The sequence below is a fragment of the Leifsonia sp. NPDC058248 genome (genome assembly GCF_042881905.1).
Lineage (GTDB): Bacteria > Actinomycetota > Actinomycetes > Actinomycetales > Microbacteriaceae > Leifsonia.
Genome location: NZ_JBHVXB010000004.1, coordinates 45,786 through 62,280 on the forward strand (window position 1 = coordinate 45,786; position 16,495 = coordinate 62,280).

A 16,495-nucleotide genomic window follows, 5' to 3' on the forward strand; every position below is an offset into this window, starting at 1 on the left:
GACAGCAGACTAGGAGGCCTTCTCCTGGGCGACGCGCTGCCCGACCACCGCCGACACGCCGTCCTGGCGCATCGAGACGCCGTAGAGCGCGTCGGCGATCTCCATCGTGCGCTTCTGGTGGGTGATCACGATCAGCTGGCTCGACTCGCGCAGGTCCTCGAAGATCGTCAGCAGCCGGCCAAGGTTGGCGTCGTCGAGCGCCGCCTCCACCTCGTCCATGATGTAGAACGGGCTGGGCCGCGCCTTGAAGATCGCGATCAGGAGCGCGACCGCCGCCAGCGAGCGCTCACCGCCCGACAGGAGCGACAGTCGCTCGATCTTCTTGCCCGCCGGCTTCACCGACACCTCGATGCCGGTGGTGAGCAGGTTCTCCGGGTCGGTCAGCGTGATGCTGCCCGTTCCGCCCGGGAAGAGGATCGGGAAGACGTAGCCGAACGCCTCGCGCGTGTCTTCGAAGGCCGACTCGAAGATGACCTGCATCTTCTCGTCGATCTCCTCGATGATCGTGAGCAGGTCTTTGCGGGTGTTCGTCAGGTCGGTGAGCTGCTCGGTGAGGAACTTGTGGCGCTGCTCGAGCGCCGCGAACTCCTCCAGTGCGAGCGGGTTGACGCGTCCGAGCTGGGCGAACTTCCGCTCCGCCGCGGCGAGTCGCTTCTGCTGCTGCTCGCGGTCGAACGGCACGGTCTCGAGTTCGGCCGGCTCTGCGGGCTCGCCGGGCTCTGCGCCGTCCGTCGACTCGGCGTCGGCGGCCGTGCGCACCACCGGGATGGGAACCTCGGGTCCGTACTCGGCGACGAGGACGTCCTCGACGAGTCCGAGCTCGCTGCCTGCCCGCTCCAGCAGGCTCGAGAGGTGCAGCTTCTTCTCGTAGATCTGCAGTTCGAGGCCGTGGACGCTCTCGGAGATCGCCTGCAGCCGCTCCCGCAGAGCGTTCTCCTCGCGGCGCAGCCCGGTGAGCTCCTCGTTCTGGCTGGCGCGCTGGGCCTCCGCCGTCGCGAGCTCGACGCGAGCCTGGGTCACCGAGCGGTCGACCGAGTCGAGCACCGCGGGCAGCGCCTCGAGCACCCGCGTCGCAGCGTCGGTCTGACGGCGCCGGATGACCGCGCGGCGGGCAGCCTCCTCGGCTGCGACACGTTCGGCGTCGAGCCGACGGGCGAGAGCCTCTCCCCTGGCCTGCTCGGCACGGACGCGCTCCTTGGCGGTCTCGACGGAGAGCCGGGACTCGACCTCGGCCTCGCGGGCGGCATCGAGCTCACCCGAGAGCGTGTCCCTCGCGCTGACGTCGAGGATCGGGCGGGGGCGGGACTGCGCGGTCTCCAACTCGGCTCTGGCCTTCTCTGCGGCCGACTCCGCCTCGGCGACACGATCGCCTGCGAGGGCGAGCGCCGAGCTCAGCCGGTCGAACTCGGCCTGCGATGCCTCGAGCTGCACTTTGAGCCGATTGAGCTGCTCGGTCTGTGCGGCGAGCTGGGCGTCGAACTCGCGAAGCGCCGCCAGCGCGTTCTTCGACTGCTCCTTCGCGACCTGCAGCACACCGCGCTGCTCGGCCAGCGCGAACTTCGCGCGGTCGATCAGGGAGGTGACCTCGCCGAGACGGTCCTGGGCGGCGTCACGGTCGGCGATCAGCTCGATGCGGCTCTGCTGAGCGCCGGAGCCGCCGCGCAGCACGAAATCGGTGAGCACCTCGCCGGTCTTCGTGATGATCGTCACGGGTCCCCCGAGCGAACGCGAGGCGAACGCGGCGGTCGCGGCTCTGGCTGACTCCAGGTCGTCGGCGATCGCGGTGAACGCGAGGATGCCGAGTACGCCGGCCGGAGCATCCACCACCGAGCGCGCGGAGACGACGCCGGTGACGCCGCTGAGATCCACCTCGGCCGCGGTCGCGTCGGCGACGATGACCTCGACGCGGCCGAGCTCGTCGGCGGAAGCATGGGCGACCGCCTCGAAAGCGCGGTCGCGGTCGTCGGCGAGCACCGCATCCGCCAGCGTGCCGAGGGCGGCGGCGATCGACGCCTCGAAGCCCGGATGCACGCGGATGTGCTCGGCCACCAGACCGCGCACCCCGGGCAGTCGCGCGGCGACGAGCGCGGCGGAGCCGTCCTTCTGGTCGAGCGCCTGGGACAGCGCGCTGGTGCGCGCGGCGAGAGCGTCGCGCTCGCGTTCGAGGGTGTGCAGCTCCTCGCGCAGCCGCTCGATCTCGCCCTCGGCCTCGAACACGTCGGCCTGAGCGAGCTCGTACGCCTCGTCGAGGTTACCCTCGCCGACGTCGAACGTAGCGGCCTCGGCTTCACGGACGGCGAAATCGGCGCGCGCCTTCTCGCGGCGCTCCGTCGCGGCGTCGAGAGCGTTCTGCTGGCGCAGCACCTCGCCGCGAACGGCGGCGAGACGCTGAGCGGCCGCATCGGCCTGACCGCTGAGCTTGCTGATCTCCAGGTCGTGCCGGGAGACGAGCGCGCTCTGGGCGGCGATCTCCTCGTCCACCGCATCGAGCCGCGAGCGGGCGCTGCGGGTGGCGGCCTGGGAGGCGACCCAGGCGGCCTCCGCGCCGGCGACCACCGTTCGCAGGCGATCGACCTCGTCGCGGGCATCCTGAACCATCTGAGGACTCACCCCGGGGCCGGACTCCGGTGCGTCCGCCTGACTGCCGAGCAGCGCCAGACGCTGGTTGGCCAAGGTGTAGAGGTTGCGCAGCCGCTCCTGCACCGACTCGAGTCCGAACGACGTGCGACGTGCGATGTCGACCTCGTCGCCCACCTGGGCCTGCTCGAGCCGGGCGACGCGCAGCTGCTTCTGCTCGAGCTGCTCCTGCAGGACGATGCGCTCGCTGTGCCGCTCGGACTCGGTGCGGCCGTGGTCGTCGAGGGCGGTGCGGAGGGTGACGACATCGTCGGCGAGCAGACGCGCACGGGCATCCCGGACCACCGCGGCGATCGACTGGGCCTCAAGCGCGATCTCGGCCTGGTGGCCGAGCGGCTTCAGCTGGCGCCGGATCTCCCCGGCGAGGTCGCTGAGACGGGTCAGGTTGGTCTGCATCGCCTCGAGCTTGCGGAGGGTCTTCTCCTTGCGGCGACGGTGCTTCAGGATGCCCGCGGCCTCTTCGATGAAGCCGCGACGCTCTTCGGGGCTGGCGTGCAGCACGGCGTCCAGCTGTCCCTGGCCGACGATGACGTGCATCTCGCGGCCGAGGCCGGAGTCGCTGAGCAGCTCCTGCACGTCGAGCAGGCGGCAGGCCGAGCCGTTGATCGCGTACTCGCTGCCGCCGTTGCGGAACAGCGTGCGCGAGATCGTGACCTCGGAGTACTCGATCGGCAGCGCGCCGTCGGAGTTGTCGATGGTGAGGGTGACCTCGGCGCGGCCGAGCGGCCCGCGGGTGGAGGTGCCGGCGAAGATGACGTCCTCCATCTTGCCGCCGCGGAGGGTCTTGGCGCCCTGCTCGCCCATCACCCAGGCGAGGGCGTCGACGACGTTCGACTTGCCGGAGCCGTTGGGGCCGACCACGCAGGTGACCCCGGGCTCGAACGCGAAGGTCGTCGGCTGGGCGAACGACTTGAAGCCCTTGAGCGTCAGGCTCTTCAGATACACCCGCCGCCCATCCTTTCTCGCATCCCTCAGATCGTCTGGGCCAAATTTACCCGACCGCGCGCGGTTCGCCCGTCGCGCCCCGCGGTCGCGCGCCATCGAGTCCGGAGTTGCTGGGCCGAACCGAGCGGTTTCGACCCAGCAACTCCGGACTCGATTGCGAGAGCGGCGCTTCGCGCGTCAGCCGACGCCGAGATAGGCCTCTTTGATGGCCGGGTTCGCCAGGAGCTCCTTGCCGGTACCGGAATGGGTGATCGTGCCGGTCTCGAGCACGAAACCGCGGTTCGCCCGGGCCAGAGCCTGGTTGGCGTTCTGCTCCACCAGCAGGATCGTCGTGCCCTGCGCGTTGATCTCGCTGATGATCGCGAAGATCTGCTTGATGAACTGCGGGGCCAGCCCCATCGACGGCTCGTCGAGCAGCAGCAGGCGCGGAGCCGACATGAGGGCACGCCCGATGGCGAGCATCTGCTGCTCGCCGCCCGACATCGTGCCTCCGACCTGCGTCCTGCGCTCGGCGAGACGCGGGAACAGCGAGAACACGCGGTCGAAGTCGGCGTCCATCCCACTGCGGTCCTTGCGGCCGAAGGCGCCCATGTCGAGGTTCTCGAGCACCGTCATGCCGGGGAAGATCCCCCGGCCCTCCGGCGCCTGCGAGATGCCCCGGATGACCCGGATGTGCGCCTTCATCTTGGTGATGTCCTGGCCGTCGAACGAGATCGAGCCCTTCGACGGGTTCAGCAGGCCGGAGATGGTCTTCATCGTGGTCGACTTGCCCGCGCCGTTCGCCCCGATCAGGCTGACGATCTCGCCCTCCTCGACCGCGAACGACATGTCGTGGATGGCTTCGATGCGCCCGTACGAGACGCTCACGTTCTTCAGCTCAAGCAACGTCATCTTCAGGCTCTCCCAGATAAGCGGCGATCACGCGCTGGTCGTTGCGGATCACGGACGGAATGTCGTCGGCCAGCTTGCGACCGAACTCGAGCACGACGATCCGGTCGGTGACGCCCATCACCAGGCGCATGTCGTGCTCGATCAGAAGCACGGTGTAGCCGTCGGCCCGGATGGTGCGGATGAGGTCCATCAGGTCCTCCTTCTCCGCCGGGTTGAAGCCGGCGGCCGGCTCGTCCAGGCAGAGCACCTTGGGGTCGGTCGCCAGTGCGCGGGCGATCTCCAGCCGCCGCTGGTAGCCGTACGGCAGCTGCCGGGATGCGGTGGTCGCCAGATCGGCGATGCCCACGAACTCGAGCAGCGCCATCCCGCGTTCGATGGCCGACTTCTCCTCGCGGATGTGGCGCGGGCTCCTCACGAGCGCACCGGGCACGCTCGTGCGGTGCCGCGCATCCAGGCCCACCACGACGTTCTCGAGGGCGGACATCTCGCCGAAGAGGCGGATGTTCTGGAAGGTGCGCGCCAGCCCCAGGCGGGTGATCTGGTGCTGCTTCTGGCCCTTGATCGACTTGCCCTCCAGCAGCACATCGCCGCTGGTGGGCTTGTAGACGCCGGTCATCGCGTTGAAGCACGTGGTCTTGCCGGCGCCGTTGGGGCCGATCAGACCGAGGATCTCGCCGCGCTTGATGTCGAAGCTCACGTCGTCGAGGGCGAGCAGCCCGCCGAACTTGACGGTCAGGTTCTTGACCTCGACGATGTTATCGCCCACCTCGACCGCGATCTCGCGGTCCGGAGCGGCGGCAGCGGCGACCTCGAGGTCGATGCCGGCGTCGACCAGCGTGTCCGGGTCGGCGCCGGGTGCGAGCGACTCGCGGGATGCGTCGTTCTCTTCGGTCATGATGCGTCTCCCTTCGGGGCGCTCGGATCGGCCGGGTCGGCTGGGTCGGCCGGGTCGGCCGGGTGGGTGCTCCCTGTCGGGTCGGCCGGCGCGTCGGGCGATTCCGCAACAGCCGGGCTGTCGGCGGTCGCGTCCGCAGCGGCCGGAGCCGCAGCGACGGACCCGGTCCGCGGATGCCTGTCCTCGGGTTTGCTCACCAGGTACTTGTACGCGTTCCGGCCGTACGCCAGCAGGCGCTGCTTGGCGGGCACCAGGCCCTTCGCGCGGAAGATCATCAGCAGCACCAGGGCGAGTCCGAAGATCAGGTACTTGTAGTCGGCGATCGCGGTGAAGCGCAGCGGGATGTACGCCACGATCGCACCACCGAGCAGAGCGCCGACCTTGTTGCCCGTTCCACCGAGGACGACCGCCGCGAGGAACAGGATCGAGGTCTGCACGTCGAACTTCTGGTTGTTCACGAAGCCGACCTGGCCGGCGAACAGCGCCCCCGAGAGACCTCCGACGGCCGCGCCGATCGCGAACGCCCACACCTTGTACTTGAAGGTGGGCACGCCCATGATCTCGGCGGCGTCCTCGTCCTCGCGGATCGCGATCCAGGCACGGCCGACGCGACTGCGCTCCAGATTGCCGACCAGCAGCAGGATGATGATGATGATCACGAGCGTCATCCAGTACCACGGGACGCCGTTGGAGTTCGAGAAGATCGGGATGCCGTCGGCGTCCTCACCGGGCGGGTGGCCGACGTTCTGGAAGCCCACCTGTCCTTTCAGCGCCGGGATGATCGTGGCCAGGATGCGCACGATCTCGCCGAAGCCGAGCGTCACGATCGCCAGGTAGTCGCCGCGCAGTCGCAGAGTCGGGACGCCCAGGATCACACCGAAGAGCATCGCGACCGCCATCGCCACCGGAATGGTCCAGAGGTACGGGATCTTGGTGAACGGCGAGTCGGGACTGGTCAGCATCGCCGCGGTGTACGAACCGACCGCGAAGAAGGCGACATAGCCGAGGTCGAGGAGGCCGGCGTAGCCGACGACAACGTTCAGGCCCACCGCGATGAGAGCGTAGACCGCCATCGCGAAGCACGCGAGCGCCCAGTCGTTGCCCGGCTCCGTCGTCAGGGGGAAGAAGTTGAGGTACGGGAGCGCGAATGCGATGGCGACCACGATGAGCATCCAGAGCCACTGGATCTGGCGTGGAAGCCCGTTCCAGCGGTCGCGGAAAGCCTGGAGGGGACCACCCCGCTTCGGTCTCGCCTCGGCGTTGTCCTCCGCCTGCTCGCTTCTCGCGTCCGGCAGGACCTTGGGTCCGTCTGTCGTGCTCATGCTCTGCTCCTCCCCAGTGAGGTACCGAGGATGCCTGTCGGGCGCACCAGGAGGACGAGGACGAGCACCACGAAGGCGATGACGTCCGTCCACTGCGAGTTGCCGAGCAGGATCTGTCCGTAGTTTCCGATCAAACCGAGCAGGAGGCCGCCCAGGAGCGCTCCCCTGACGTTTCCGATGCCGCCCAGCACCGCGGCCGCGAACGCCTTGATGCCGAGCACGAAGCCGCCCGTGTAGATCACGCCGGAGGGGACGAGCATCACGTAGAACAAGGCCGCCGCACCGGCGAGCAGGCCGCCGAGCACGAAGGTGATCACGATGATGCGCTCCTTGTTCACGCCCATCAGGGTCGCGGTGTCCGGGTCCTGCGCCACCGCACGGATGCCGCGGCCGGTCCGGGTGCGCCGGATGAACATGTCCGTCAGCACCATGAGCACGACGGCCGCGACCACGATGATGAGCGACTGCGTCGTGATGATGGTGCCGAAGACGTCGAACACGGCCACCGGACGGAACATCGTGACGGCCGGCTCGGCGTTCGCTCCGCGGATCACGAAGATCGCCGACTGGATCGCGAACGAAGCGCCGATCGCGGTGATGAGGAAGGCCAGTCGTGGGGCGTTCCTCCTCCGCAGCGGCCGATAGGCCACCCGCTCGAGGAGGAAGGCCGTGACGGCTGAGGCGAGCATGCCGACCACCAGGGCCAGCAGCAGATCGCCGATGATCGCTCCGATCCCGAGGTTGGGGATCGACGGGCCGAAGCCCAGCGACGTCAGGGTGATCACCACGCCGTAGGCGCCGATGATGAACACCTCGGAGTGGGCAAAGTTGATGAGGTTGAGCACACCGTATACGAGCGTGTAACCGACGGCGATGAGGCCGTAGATCGCCCCGAAGGTGAGGCCGTCGAAGGTGGCACCCCAGAAGTTCTGTATGAGGGACGGGACATCGAAGTTGATCCACGAGTTGTCGATGACAGGGTGGAGGACTAACAGTTCGAGCATTCAGGCATCCAGATCGAGCGGGGAAGGGATCGTCATCGATCCGATCGGATTGCGGACAGAGCGGGACACGACGGATGCCGCGGGCCACGAGGTGCAGTGACCCGCGGCATCCAGTGTCGCCTTAGCCGATGGTTCCGATCGGGACGATCTTCCCGTTCTCGACCTTGTAGCCGTAGACCGTCGGAGCCTGCAGCTCACCAGTGGAGTCCCACTTGTAGTGCTTGCTCAGGCCGTCCTTGTCGTACGACGTGACGAACGACTTCAGGTCGGCGCGGGTCGTCTTGCCCTGGTCGATTCCGGAGAGGAGGACCGTCGCGGCGTCGTAACCCTCGATCGAGTACGTTCCGGGCTCGGCGCTCGCGAGCGTCTTGTAGGCGCTCTCGAACGACGGGATCAGTTCGCCCGGGATGCAGGGGCAGGTGAAGAACGCGTTGTTCGACGCGTCGCCGGCCAGCTTGATGAACTGGTCGTCCTTCACGCCATCAGGTCCGACGAACGTTCCGGTATAGCCCTTGTTCACGAGCTGCTGGTCGAACGGAGCACCTTCGGCGTAGTAGCCCGAGTAGTAGACCGCGTCGGGCTTCGCGTTGATGATCTTGGAGACCACCGCCGAGAAGTCCTTCTGGCCGGTCGTGACCTTGTCGGTGCCGACGAGGGCGTCGCCGAGAGCCTGCGAGGTCGTGGTGGCGAGGCCGATTCCGTAGTCGGAGTCGTCCTGGACCAGGTAGACCTTCTTGGCCTGCAGCTTGCCGGTGAGGAACTTCGCCGCTGCCGGGCCCTGCACGGCGTCATTGCCGAGGCCGCGGAAGAAGGTCGTCCAACCGTTCTTCGTCAGGTCGGGGTTGGTCGCCGACGGGGTGATGTGAACCAGGCCCTGCTGCTCGAAGATGTTTCCCGTCGCCTTCGACTCGCCCGAGAACGGGAGGCCGATGACGCCGATGATGTCCTTCTCGTTGACCGCCTGGGTGACCGGACCGGTCGCTTTGTTCGGGTCGCCTTCGGTGTCGAACTTCTTGAATGCGACCTGGCAGCCGGTGTTGGCCTTGTTGTGCTGGTCGATCGCGAGCTGGACGCCGTTGTAGATGTTGATGCCGAGCTGGGCGTTGGGGCCCGTCTCCGCTCCGACATAACCGATGGTCAAGCCGGCCGGACAGGTGGCCTTGCCGTCTCCGGCCGGGAGCACCGCGCCAGCCGGAGTTTCGACCGAGGTGATCGCCGGGATGTTGACTTTCCCGGAGCTGCTCGACGACCCACCGGTAGACGCCGTATTGGCGCACCCCGCCAGGAAGAGCGCGACCGCCGCTGCAACGGCCGCACCTGTCATGACTTTCTTCCGTAACATCTGATTCTGCCTCTCGACGTGAATCCGTTACGAAGCGGCGTGGTTGCCGCTTCGCACCACGAATATGTGTGCTGAGACTACATGCAGTGCAACTAATCGTTACCAACTTCGACATGCAGATTTACACGATTGAAACCAAATCTCTTCGTGTTGGCGACGGCCCGGGGCCGCCCACTAAGCTGAGAGGTTCGGGGAGCACGAGGAGGTGCCGACGGATGCACGCGAGGGCCGAGCCGATCATCGCAGAGCTCCGCATCCCCGCGCGTCTGGGCACCCCCGACTCCGTCGCCTTCGAAGAGCTGGTCGGCGTCATGAACGGCGTCGCCATGGCTCTCTGGCGGAACGACGATTTCGTGTACACGGCCGAGGCCGAGCTGGCGTCGTTCCAGGCGCAGGACTTCCACGACAAGCTGCTGTTCGTCGCGATCGTCGACGGCGTGATCGTCGGCCGGGTGGTCGCCGACTTCCCCCTCGAAGAGGACGCGGTCACGGCCACGATCCTGGTCGACGTCGTGCCGGCCATGCGCGGCCGCGGAATCGGTTCGGCTCTGCTGGCGCGGGGCGAGGACCTCGCTCTGGACGGCGGACGCACTGCCATCTCGGCCTACACGGAGCATCCGGCGGCCACGCTGCACGAGGGACCTGTGGTTCGCGCGGCGGCGGGCCCGAGCGGACTGCCCGCCGACTCCCCCGACGTGCTTTTCGCCCAGCACCACGGGTACCGGCTCGGCCAGATCGAGCGTTCGAGCAGCCTCGCGCTGCCGATGCCGGCCGAGCGGCACGACAGGCTGCTGACGGATGCGGTGGCCCACTCGGCCGACTACCGCACGCTCGGCTGGTGGCGGACCGCCCCCGACGAGCTCGTGACCGAGTTCGCCGCGCTCAAGGAACGGATGACCGTCGACGTCCCCCAGACCGGCATCGCCCTCGACGACGAGGCGTGGACGGCCGACCGGGTCCGCCGGCACGAGGCCGAGCTGATCGCGCGCAGCGAGCCGCTGCTCGTGACGGTGGCGGAGCACGTCCCGAGCGGTCGTCTCGTGGCGTACACGGAGATCGCGGTGCCCGACGACGGCGACAAGGCCGAACAGTACGACACCCTGGTGGCCGGCGACCACCGGGGCCATCGGCTCGGCACGCTGGTGAAGCTGCGGAACCTGGAGCGCCTCGCGGAGCACGCCCCGCACATCCGGCGCGTGCTCACGTGGAACGCGGACGAGAATGCGCCGATGCTGCGGGTGAACGACGCGTTCGGCTTCGAGCTGCACGGCCTCACCGGCAACTGGCAGAAGACCATCGCCTGAGCCGCCACGACACACCGCCTGAATTCAGGAGAATTCGGCCGCCCGGCGCCGGATGTTCCTGAATTCAGGCGGTGACGGTCGCAGGGCGCGCTGATCTCCTGAAAACAGGACCCGTGCGGCCGCGCGAGCGCTCAGGATGCCCCAGCCGGCGCCGTGCGGGGCAGCCGCAGCTTCTGGCAGTGCGGGCAGAAGTGCGACGACCGGTTCATGAACTGTTCGCGCACGATCGCTGTCCCGCACCGCGGGCACGGCTCGCCCTCCCGGCCGTAGACGTTCAGACTGTGCGAGAAGTAGCCCGACGCGCCGTTCACGTTCACGTACTGGGCGTCGAAGCTCGTGCCGCCCTCCGCAAGCGCTTTGGACAGCACCGTCCGCACTTCGGCGAGCAGAGTCCGGATGCGCGCCCGGCTGAGGCTCCGCACCGGCTGGGCATAATGCAGCTTGGCCGCCCACAGGGCCTCGTCGGCGTAGATGTTCCCGATGCCGCTGATCAGCGACTGGTCGAGGAGTGCCCGTTTGACGCCGGTGTTCTTCCGGCCGAGCGCGGCGGCGAAGGCGGCGTCGTCGAAGGCGGAATCGAGGGGGTCGCGGGCGATGTGTGCGACCTGGGCGGGCACGAGGGCCTCCTCGGTGCCGAGCCCGCCGGGCGCTCCGTCGGCGGTCGGCACCAAGGCGTCGACCGCCATCGAGCCGAAGATCCGCTGGTCGACGAAGTTCACCCAGAGCTCACGTCGCGGGCCCGCCTGCGACGGCGCCGTCTCGATGTGCAACCGGATGCGCAGCAGACCGTTCTCGACGACACCCGGCTCGCGCAGCAGGATCTGCCCGCTCATCCCCAGGTGGGCGACGATCGCCTGCCGGGTGCCCTCGAGCGGGATCCAGAGGAACTTGCCGCGCCGGACGGGTGTCGCCATCGTGCGGCCGGTGACGAGTGCCTCGAACGTGCCGCCGACCGGATCGTGGCGGCGCAGCGACCGGGGCTCGAAGACCTCCACGCCGAGGATGGTCGCGCCGCTCACCGCCGGAGCGAGTCCGGCGCGGACGACCTCAACCTCGGGAAGCTCGGGCACGGCGCCTGGTCAGCTCGGTCCACGCGGTGAGAGCGGCAGACATCTCGGCCTGCTTCTTGCTGGTCCCCTCGCCAGTGGCGGTGACGAGCCCGGTCACCTCGACGGTGGCGTGGAAGGTCTTGCTGTGGTCGGGACCGGTGTTGGTCACCGTGTAGACGGGCAGGCCGGCTCCGCGGTGCGCCGCGGCCTCCTGCAGGCTCGTCTTGGGGTCCATGGCCGCGCCGAACCGGCTCGGGTCGTCGAGCAGCGGCTCGACCAGCCGCAGCACGAGCGCAGTGGCCTCCTCGCCCCCGACGTCGAGGTAGGCCGCGCCGATGATCGCCTCGACCGTGTCGGCGAGGATCGACGCCTTGTCGCGGCCGCCGCTCGAGTTCTCGCCGCGGCCGAGCAGGAGGTACTCGCCGAGGCCGATGGCGCGCGCCACTTCGGCGAGTGCGACCGAGCTCACGAGACTGGCCCGTCGCTTGGCGAGGTCGCCCTCGTCGAGCCCGGGATTCTCGCGGAACAGCTTGACCGTGACCGCCTGACCCAGGATGGAGTCCCCGAGGAACTCGAGACGCTCGTTGTTGGGGATGCCCCCGTGCTCGTACGCGTACGAACGGTGGGTCAGCGCCAACTCGAGAAGCTCGGGGTCGATGACGACTCCGAGCTTCTCGATGAGTGCGGTGCGGTCGGTACTGCCCTGGTTCAGGGATTCGGTGCCGGCCATCGCGCTGGAGTTAGACGTCTGCGACCTTGCGGCCCTTGTACTCGAGGAACAGGGCGGTGCCTGCGGAGTCCTCGACGACCTTGGCGCGGTGCGGCAGGCTGTAGGTGACCTTGCCACCTTCGATGGTCTTGACGAGCGTGGGGGCCTCGGCCTTCCACTGCGAACGACGGGCGTGCGTGTTGGCGCGCGATTGCTTCCGCTTCGGAACAGCCATGACTATCTCTCTTCTCGGTTTATGTCGATGTCGGCAGGAACGTCCTGCTTCACGTTGTCGGAAGCCTGGAATGCCGCAAGCGCAGACCACCGGCTATCGGTGGATTCCTGGGGTTTGCGGTCCGGTACATCCGCCAGTCGTTCTCCGGTCTCGGGATCGAGTCCGGGACAATCCGGCCGGCACACCGGCTGAAACGGCAGTGCCAGCACTACCGCGTCCCTGATCAGAGGTTCAAGATCCACGTGGTCGTCGTGAACCTCAAAATCAAAAGCTTCGTCAGAAGAATACGCGAAAAGTTCCTGGAAATCGACTTGGACAGGCTGTTCGATGTCGATCAGGCATCGTCCGCAGACCCCGACGGCGGTGGATTGCGCGTCGCCGGAGACCAGGATGCCTTCGTGCATCGACTCCAGCCGGACGTCGAGGTCGATGGTCGCACCCTCGGGAACGCTCACCAGCCCCTCGCCGAGTTTCGCCGCGACGGGCAGCGCGATGGTCTGCTCTCGCATCTCCCCCGGGCGGTGGACGATGTCGTACACATTGAGGGTGTACGGAGTGGTCTTGAACTTGGTCACGATCCACTATTTTACGCGGATGCGCGGCCGCACTCAGGCCGATCCGCGCGCACTCTGGGCTGGCGTCCAGGTGGGAGGGATGAGCGAGACCGGAATCAGGGCCGCTTTCACCCGCAGCGCGCGCCCGGCCTGCTCTTCCAGCGCGCCGAGCACGCGCTCGAGATCCGTGGAGAGCCCGATGGCCGTCGCCCGGGTGGGCGGACCGTAGGCGTCCCGCTCACGCACCGCCAGGAGCCGTCTCACCGCCTCCTCCCCCGGCGTGCCCGCAACGGCGGCGGCCACGCGATCGGCGAAGACGCGCGGCGTCTCGGTATCCGGCACCGCCCAGCCGAGGTCGCGGGCCGTGTCGCTCAGCTCGTCCCACGCCACGGAGGCCCCGCCCCATTCGTCGGTAAGGCGTCTGAGGCGGTTGCGGCGCCGGATGCGGCGCAGCACGGCGGGCGTCAGCAGGAGCGCCACCACGAGCAGCCCGACGCCGACACCGGAGAGGATCGGCTGCAACGGAGTTGCCGCGGTCGCTCCTGTCGCGCTCCCGGTGTTGGCCGGGTCGGTCGGCACCAGAGGCCGGGCGGCCGCACTGGAGGTCGAGTTGGGGGCCGGGGCGTTCGAGGGGGTGAGGCTCTCCGGCCGCGTGTAGGTCGGGATCGTCCCCCGGCCCACCGTCGGCTCGAACGACACCCAGCCGACGCCGGCGAAGTACAGTTCGGGCCACGCGTGAAGGTCGTCGCTCGTCACCGTGTACTGCCCCGGGTTGTTCGCCGTCCCGCCGTTGGTCGCGCCGGGCAGGTAGCCTTCTGCGACGCGCGACGGGATGCCCAGCGTGCGGGCCATCAGCGCCATCGCCGACGCGAAGTGCACGCAGTAGCCGCTCTTCAGCTCCAAGAACCGGGCGATGACCCGCGCGCCGTCACCGTCGTAGCCCTGCTTGAGCGGAGTCTGCGTCGAGTAGACGAAGTTGTTGTCGCGGAAGTAGTCCTGCAGGGCGACGGCTTTGTCGTACTCCGACAGCGAGCCCGCCGTCGCCGCGAGTGCGGTGGAGGTGATGATCGCGGGCAGCTGCGGCGGCAGGAACAGGTCGCGCTCGACCGACGCCGGGATGAATCCGCCCGCGTCTTTCAGCTGCTGCGCGGTCGGCTGCAGGATGACGCTGGTCGCCGTGTAGTTCTGGCCCTGCGTCGTGGTGTTCACGCCGCCGATCGTCAGGTCGTCCGGATCCCAGGACCAGGTGCCGTTCAGCCCTTTCACGCCCTGCACCGGGTACGGCACCGGGAGCCAGCGGCTCTGCATGTTGTCGATCTGGATGTTCGTGGTGATCTTGGTGGTCTTCACCGTGTCCGACAGCCCGAAGACGGGGCCGATCGTGTTGCGCGCGGGCAGGCGCTTGGTGTCGCGCTCGCGGTGCTTCCACACCGAGCCGGTGAACTGGTCGAGCGACGCGAGCTTGAGGTACTGACCGCTGGGAGCGGTGGTCGTGTAGGTGAGCGCGCGCACCGCGGCCGGGCGGCGCAGGTCGCGGCCGAGGTCGATCAGCGGAGTGACGGTTCCGCCGATCGAGATGCCGCCGGCGGTGAACGACGATGCTCCCCCGCGGTCGAAGCCGGGCGCGGTGCCGGCGAGCACGAGGGCGACCACGATCGCCGCGGCGGAGATCGAGAGGGATGCCGTGGGCCGGGCCGTTCCCGGTCGCCTGGTGCGGACGTCGCACCGTAGCAGCCACAGGAAGGCGGCCGCGTTGGTCGCGAGCGCGAACGGGTCGAGGCCGTCTCCGAGGAGTGCACCCGGGACGACCAGCACGAGGGCGATCCCGAGGGCGGTCAGAGCCGGGACGCGGAACGCGATCGCGGCGGTGTCGAGGACGAGCGCGAGCAGGCAGCCGCCTCCCACCACGAGGAACATGAACTCCGGCAGCGCCTGGGACGGTGTCCCCTGCTGGTAGATGGAGAGCATGGCCTGGTCGGCGATGTCGCCGAAGCGGGCGAAGGTGGCGGGGGTCGGGATCAGGCCGAACAGCCCGGTCCCCCGTCCGAACGCGACGGTCATGATGATCGCGAACTCGGCGAGCTGGAGCAGCGGCACGATGCGGCGCGGTACTCCGAGCATCCGGAGCCCGGCGCCGGCGACCAGGATGAGCGCCGCCGAGAACATCAGCGCGAACCACCAGCCGCCGCCCTCGATCAGCCCGATGAGCGCGAAGCTCACGGCCAGCATCTGGAGCATCAGGGCTCCGGTGAGCCGCCAGTAGCCGATCCGCCTGGTGCGGACGCGCGGGATGCTCGCCGCGCCGACCGCCGACTCGCTAACCATGGTGGGCACCTGCCCGCTGGCGCACGAGGGCCTGCTGCCAGCTGTCCGCCGGGTCGTCCCCGGCGCCGAACGGCACGCACAGCCAGCCCGCGTCGGCGAGCACTTCGCCCACCGCCGGAGGGGCCGATGCACCGATGAACGCGACGGCCGGGTCGCACATGGGCCGTACCGCCGCCAGCGCGCCCAGTTCGTCCACCGAGCCGCTCAGCAGCATCGCGAACACGGGGACCGCGCGTCCGGACCGGCGCAGTCCAGCCGCGAGCTCGGCCACGGCGTCGTCACGACCCTCGACGCTCTGCTCCACCGCCGCCAGATCGGAGAGCAGCAGGCGATCGGCGCTGCCCACGTCGTAGGTCGGCGTCGCCGAGCCGAGGGTGCCGGTGCGGCCGGCGCCCGAGCGTCCTGAGAGCTGCCGCGGCCCGGTCTCGACCACGCTCACCACGAACCCTTCGTCGAGCAGATGCACGCCGACCGAGGCGACCATCTCCACGAGCGTCTCGAACTCCGCATCCGGGCCGGCGCCGACATGAGTGTCGAACAGCAGCCAGGCTTCGGGGTTGCTGCGCCGCTCCTCCTGGCGCACCATCAGCTTGTCGTGTCGCGCCGTCGCCCGCCAGTGCACCCGGCGCAGCGGGTCGCCCGGCCGGTACTCGCGGGCGATCAGCTCGTCGGCGCTCGGGATGCTGTGGCGGAGCAGTTCGTGCTCGGTGCCTTCGCTGCGGGCGATGTCGAGGTCGCCTCCGGGAAGTGACGACACCCGCGGCGTCACGACGAACTGGCGCGGGTGGCCGAGGGCGTACTCCGCGTAGGCCAGTCCGAACGGGTCGGTGCGGCTGACGATCAGCGGGCCCACCGGATGCGAGCCGCGGTGCAGGGCGCGGACATCCTGGCGCAGCACGATCGTGTCGCGTCCGTGCGTCACGTTCACCTGATGTGCGCCGAGCCGCGGGAAGGGCGCAGCGGCCTGCACGCTGACGGCCGGCGGCGCGAACTCCCGCCACTGGGCGGGCGGGCTCGGACGCGGCGACTCGTTGCGCGCCGTCGTCACCACGGTCGCGACCTCGCCGACGCCGACGATGTCGGGGTGGAAGCTCCTGGTGACCGTCAGGCGCGGCCGGTCGACGGTCACCGAGATCATGGCGGCCAGCGGCAGGACGGTGAAGAAGAGGCCGACGAACAGCACGTCGGTGCGGCCGAAGTACGCCGAGGCGAGCAGGGCGACGACTCCGACGGCGAACAGACCCCAGCCCCGCACGGTCGGCCGTGGTTTGCGCACGGGCGAC

At 68.9% G+C, this 16,495-nt stretch carries 13 protein-coding genes; 1 reads left to right on the forward strand and 12 read right to left on the reverse strand.

Annotated features, from left to right (window positions below; all coding sequences use genetic code 11):
• Positions 1 to 9: 9 nt before the first annotated feature.
• The 6 genes from smc to ACFVV5_RS07790 form a co-directional block, all read right to left on the reverse strand.
• On the reverse strand, positions 10 to 3,582 hold the full coding sequence (gene smc / locus ACFVV5_RS07765) for a chromosome segregation protein SMC (RefSeq protein ID WP_387241479.1): 3,573 nt from the start codon (positions 3,580 to 3,582) through the stop codon (positions 10 to 12).
• Positions 3,583 to 3,759: 177 nt separating this feature from the next.
• Positions 3,760 to 4,467: an ABC transporter ATP-binding protein gene (locus ACFVV5_RS07770; protein WP_387242357.1), complete on the reverse strand. Its 708-nt coding sequence runs from the start codon at positions 4,465 to 4,467 to the stop codon at positions 3,760 to 3,762.
• On the reverse strand, positions 4,460 to 5,368 hold the full coding sequence (locus ACFVV5_RS07775) for an ABC transporter ATP-binding protein (protein WP_387241482.1): 909 nt from the start codon (positions 5,366 to 5,368) through the stop codon (positions 4,460 to 4,462). The genes ACFVV5_RS07770 and ACFVV5_RS07775 overlap by 8 nt, the downstream gene beginning before the upstream one ends.
• Positions 5,365 to 6,690, reverse strand: a complete 1,326-nt coding sequence (locus tag ACFVV5_RS07780) for a branched-chain amino acid ABC transporter permease (RefSeq protein WP_387241485.1) — start codon at positions 6,688 to 6,690, stop codon at positions 5,365 to 5,367. Before ACFVV5_RS07780 ends, ACFVV5_RS07775 begins: the two co-directional genes overlap by 4 nt.
• The gene (locus tag ACFVV5_RS07785; RefSeq protein WP_387241488.1) at positions 6,687 to 7,694 is read right to left on the reverse strand and encodes a branched-chain amino acid ABC transporter permease; all 1,008 of its coding nucleotides are present in this window, start codon (positions 7,692 to 7,694) and stop codon (positions 6,687 to 6,689) included. The genes ACFVV5_RS07780 and ACFVV5_RS07785 overlap by 4 nt, the downstream gene beginning before the upstream one ends.
• A 121-nt stretch (positions 7,695 to 7,815) precedes the next feature.
• Positions 7,816 to 9,018: a branched-chain amino acid ABC transporter substrate-binding protein gene (locus ACFVV5_RS07790; protein WP_387241491.1), complete on the reverse strand. Its 1,203-nt coding sequence runs from the start codon at positions 9,016 to 9,018 to the stop codon at positions 7,816 to 7,818.
• A gap of 233 nt (positions 9,019 to 9,251) precedes the next feature.
• Here ACFVV5_RS07790 and ACFVV5_RS07795 point away from each other — a divergent pair, with 233 nt between their 5' ends.
• Positions 9,252 to 10,340 carry a GNAT family N-acetyltransferase gene (locus tag ACFVV5_RS07795; protein ID WP_387241494.1) on the forward strand — a complete coding sequence of 363 codons (1,089 nt, stop codon included), beginning with the start codon at positions 9,252 to 9,254 and terminating at the stop codon, positions 10,338 to 10,340.
• A 131-nt stretch (positions 10,341 to 10,471) separates the two neighbouring features.
• On the opposite strand, the gene mutM is transcribed toward ACFVV5_RS07795, so the two are convergent.
• The 6 genes from mutM to ACFVV5_RS07825 form a co-directional block, all read right to left on the reverse strand.
• Entirely contained in the window at positions 10,472 to 11,410 is a 939-nt protein-coding gene (mutM, locus tag ACFVV5_RS07800; protein WP_387241497.1) for a bifunctional DNA-formamidopyrimidine glycosylase/DNA-(apurinic or apyrimidinic site) lyase, read from the reverse strand.
• On the reverse strand, positions 11,388 to 12,119 hold the full coding sequence (gene rnc / locus ACFVV5_RS07805; protein ID WP_387241500.1) for a ribonuclease III: 732 nt from the start codon (positions 12,117 to 12,119) through the stop codon (positions 11,388 to 11,390). The genes mutM and rnc overlap by 23 nt, the downstream gene beginning before the upstream one ends.
• Before the next feature lie 10 nt (positions 12,120 to 12,129).
• Entirely contained in the window at positions 12,130 to 12,333 is a 204-nt protein-coding gene (rpmF, locus tag ACFVV5_RS07810) for a 50S ribosomal protein L32 (protein ID WP_387241503.1), read from the reverse strand.
• A gap of 2 nt (positions 12,334 to 12,335) precedes the next feature.
• Positions 12,336 to 12,842 carry a YceD family protein gene (locus tag ACFVV5_RS07815; protein WP_387242360.1) on the reverse strand — a complete coding sequence of 169 codons (507 nt, stop codon included), beginning with the start codon at positions 12,840 to 12,842 and terminating at the stop codon, positions 12,336 to 12,338.
• Positions 12,843 to 12,941: 99 nt separating this feature from the next.
• Positions 12,942 to 15,212, reverse strand: coding sequence for a transglutaminaseTgpA domain-containing protein (locus ACFVV5_RS07820; RefSeq protein ID WP_387241506.1), 2,271 nt, complete (start codon positions 15,210 to 15,212; stop codon positions 12,942 to 12,944).
• Complete coding sequence (locus ACFVV5_RS07825) at positions 15,205 to 16,488, reverse strand: DUF58 domain-containing protein (protein ID WP_387241509.1); 1,284 nt, start codon at positions 16,486 to 16,488, stop codon at positions 15,205 to 15,207. Before ACFVV5_RS07825 ends, ACFVV5_RS07820 begins: the two co-directional genes overlap by 8 nt.
• Positions 16,489 to 16,495: the final 7 nt, after the last annotated feature.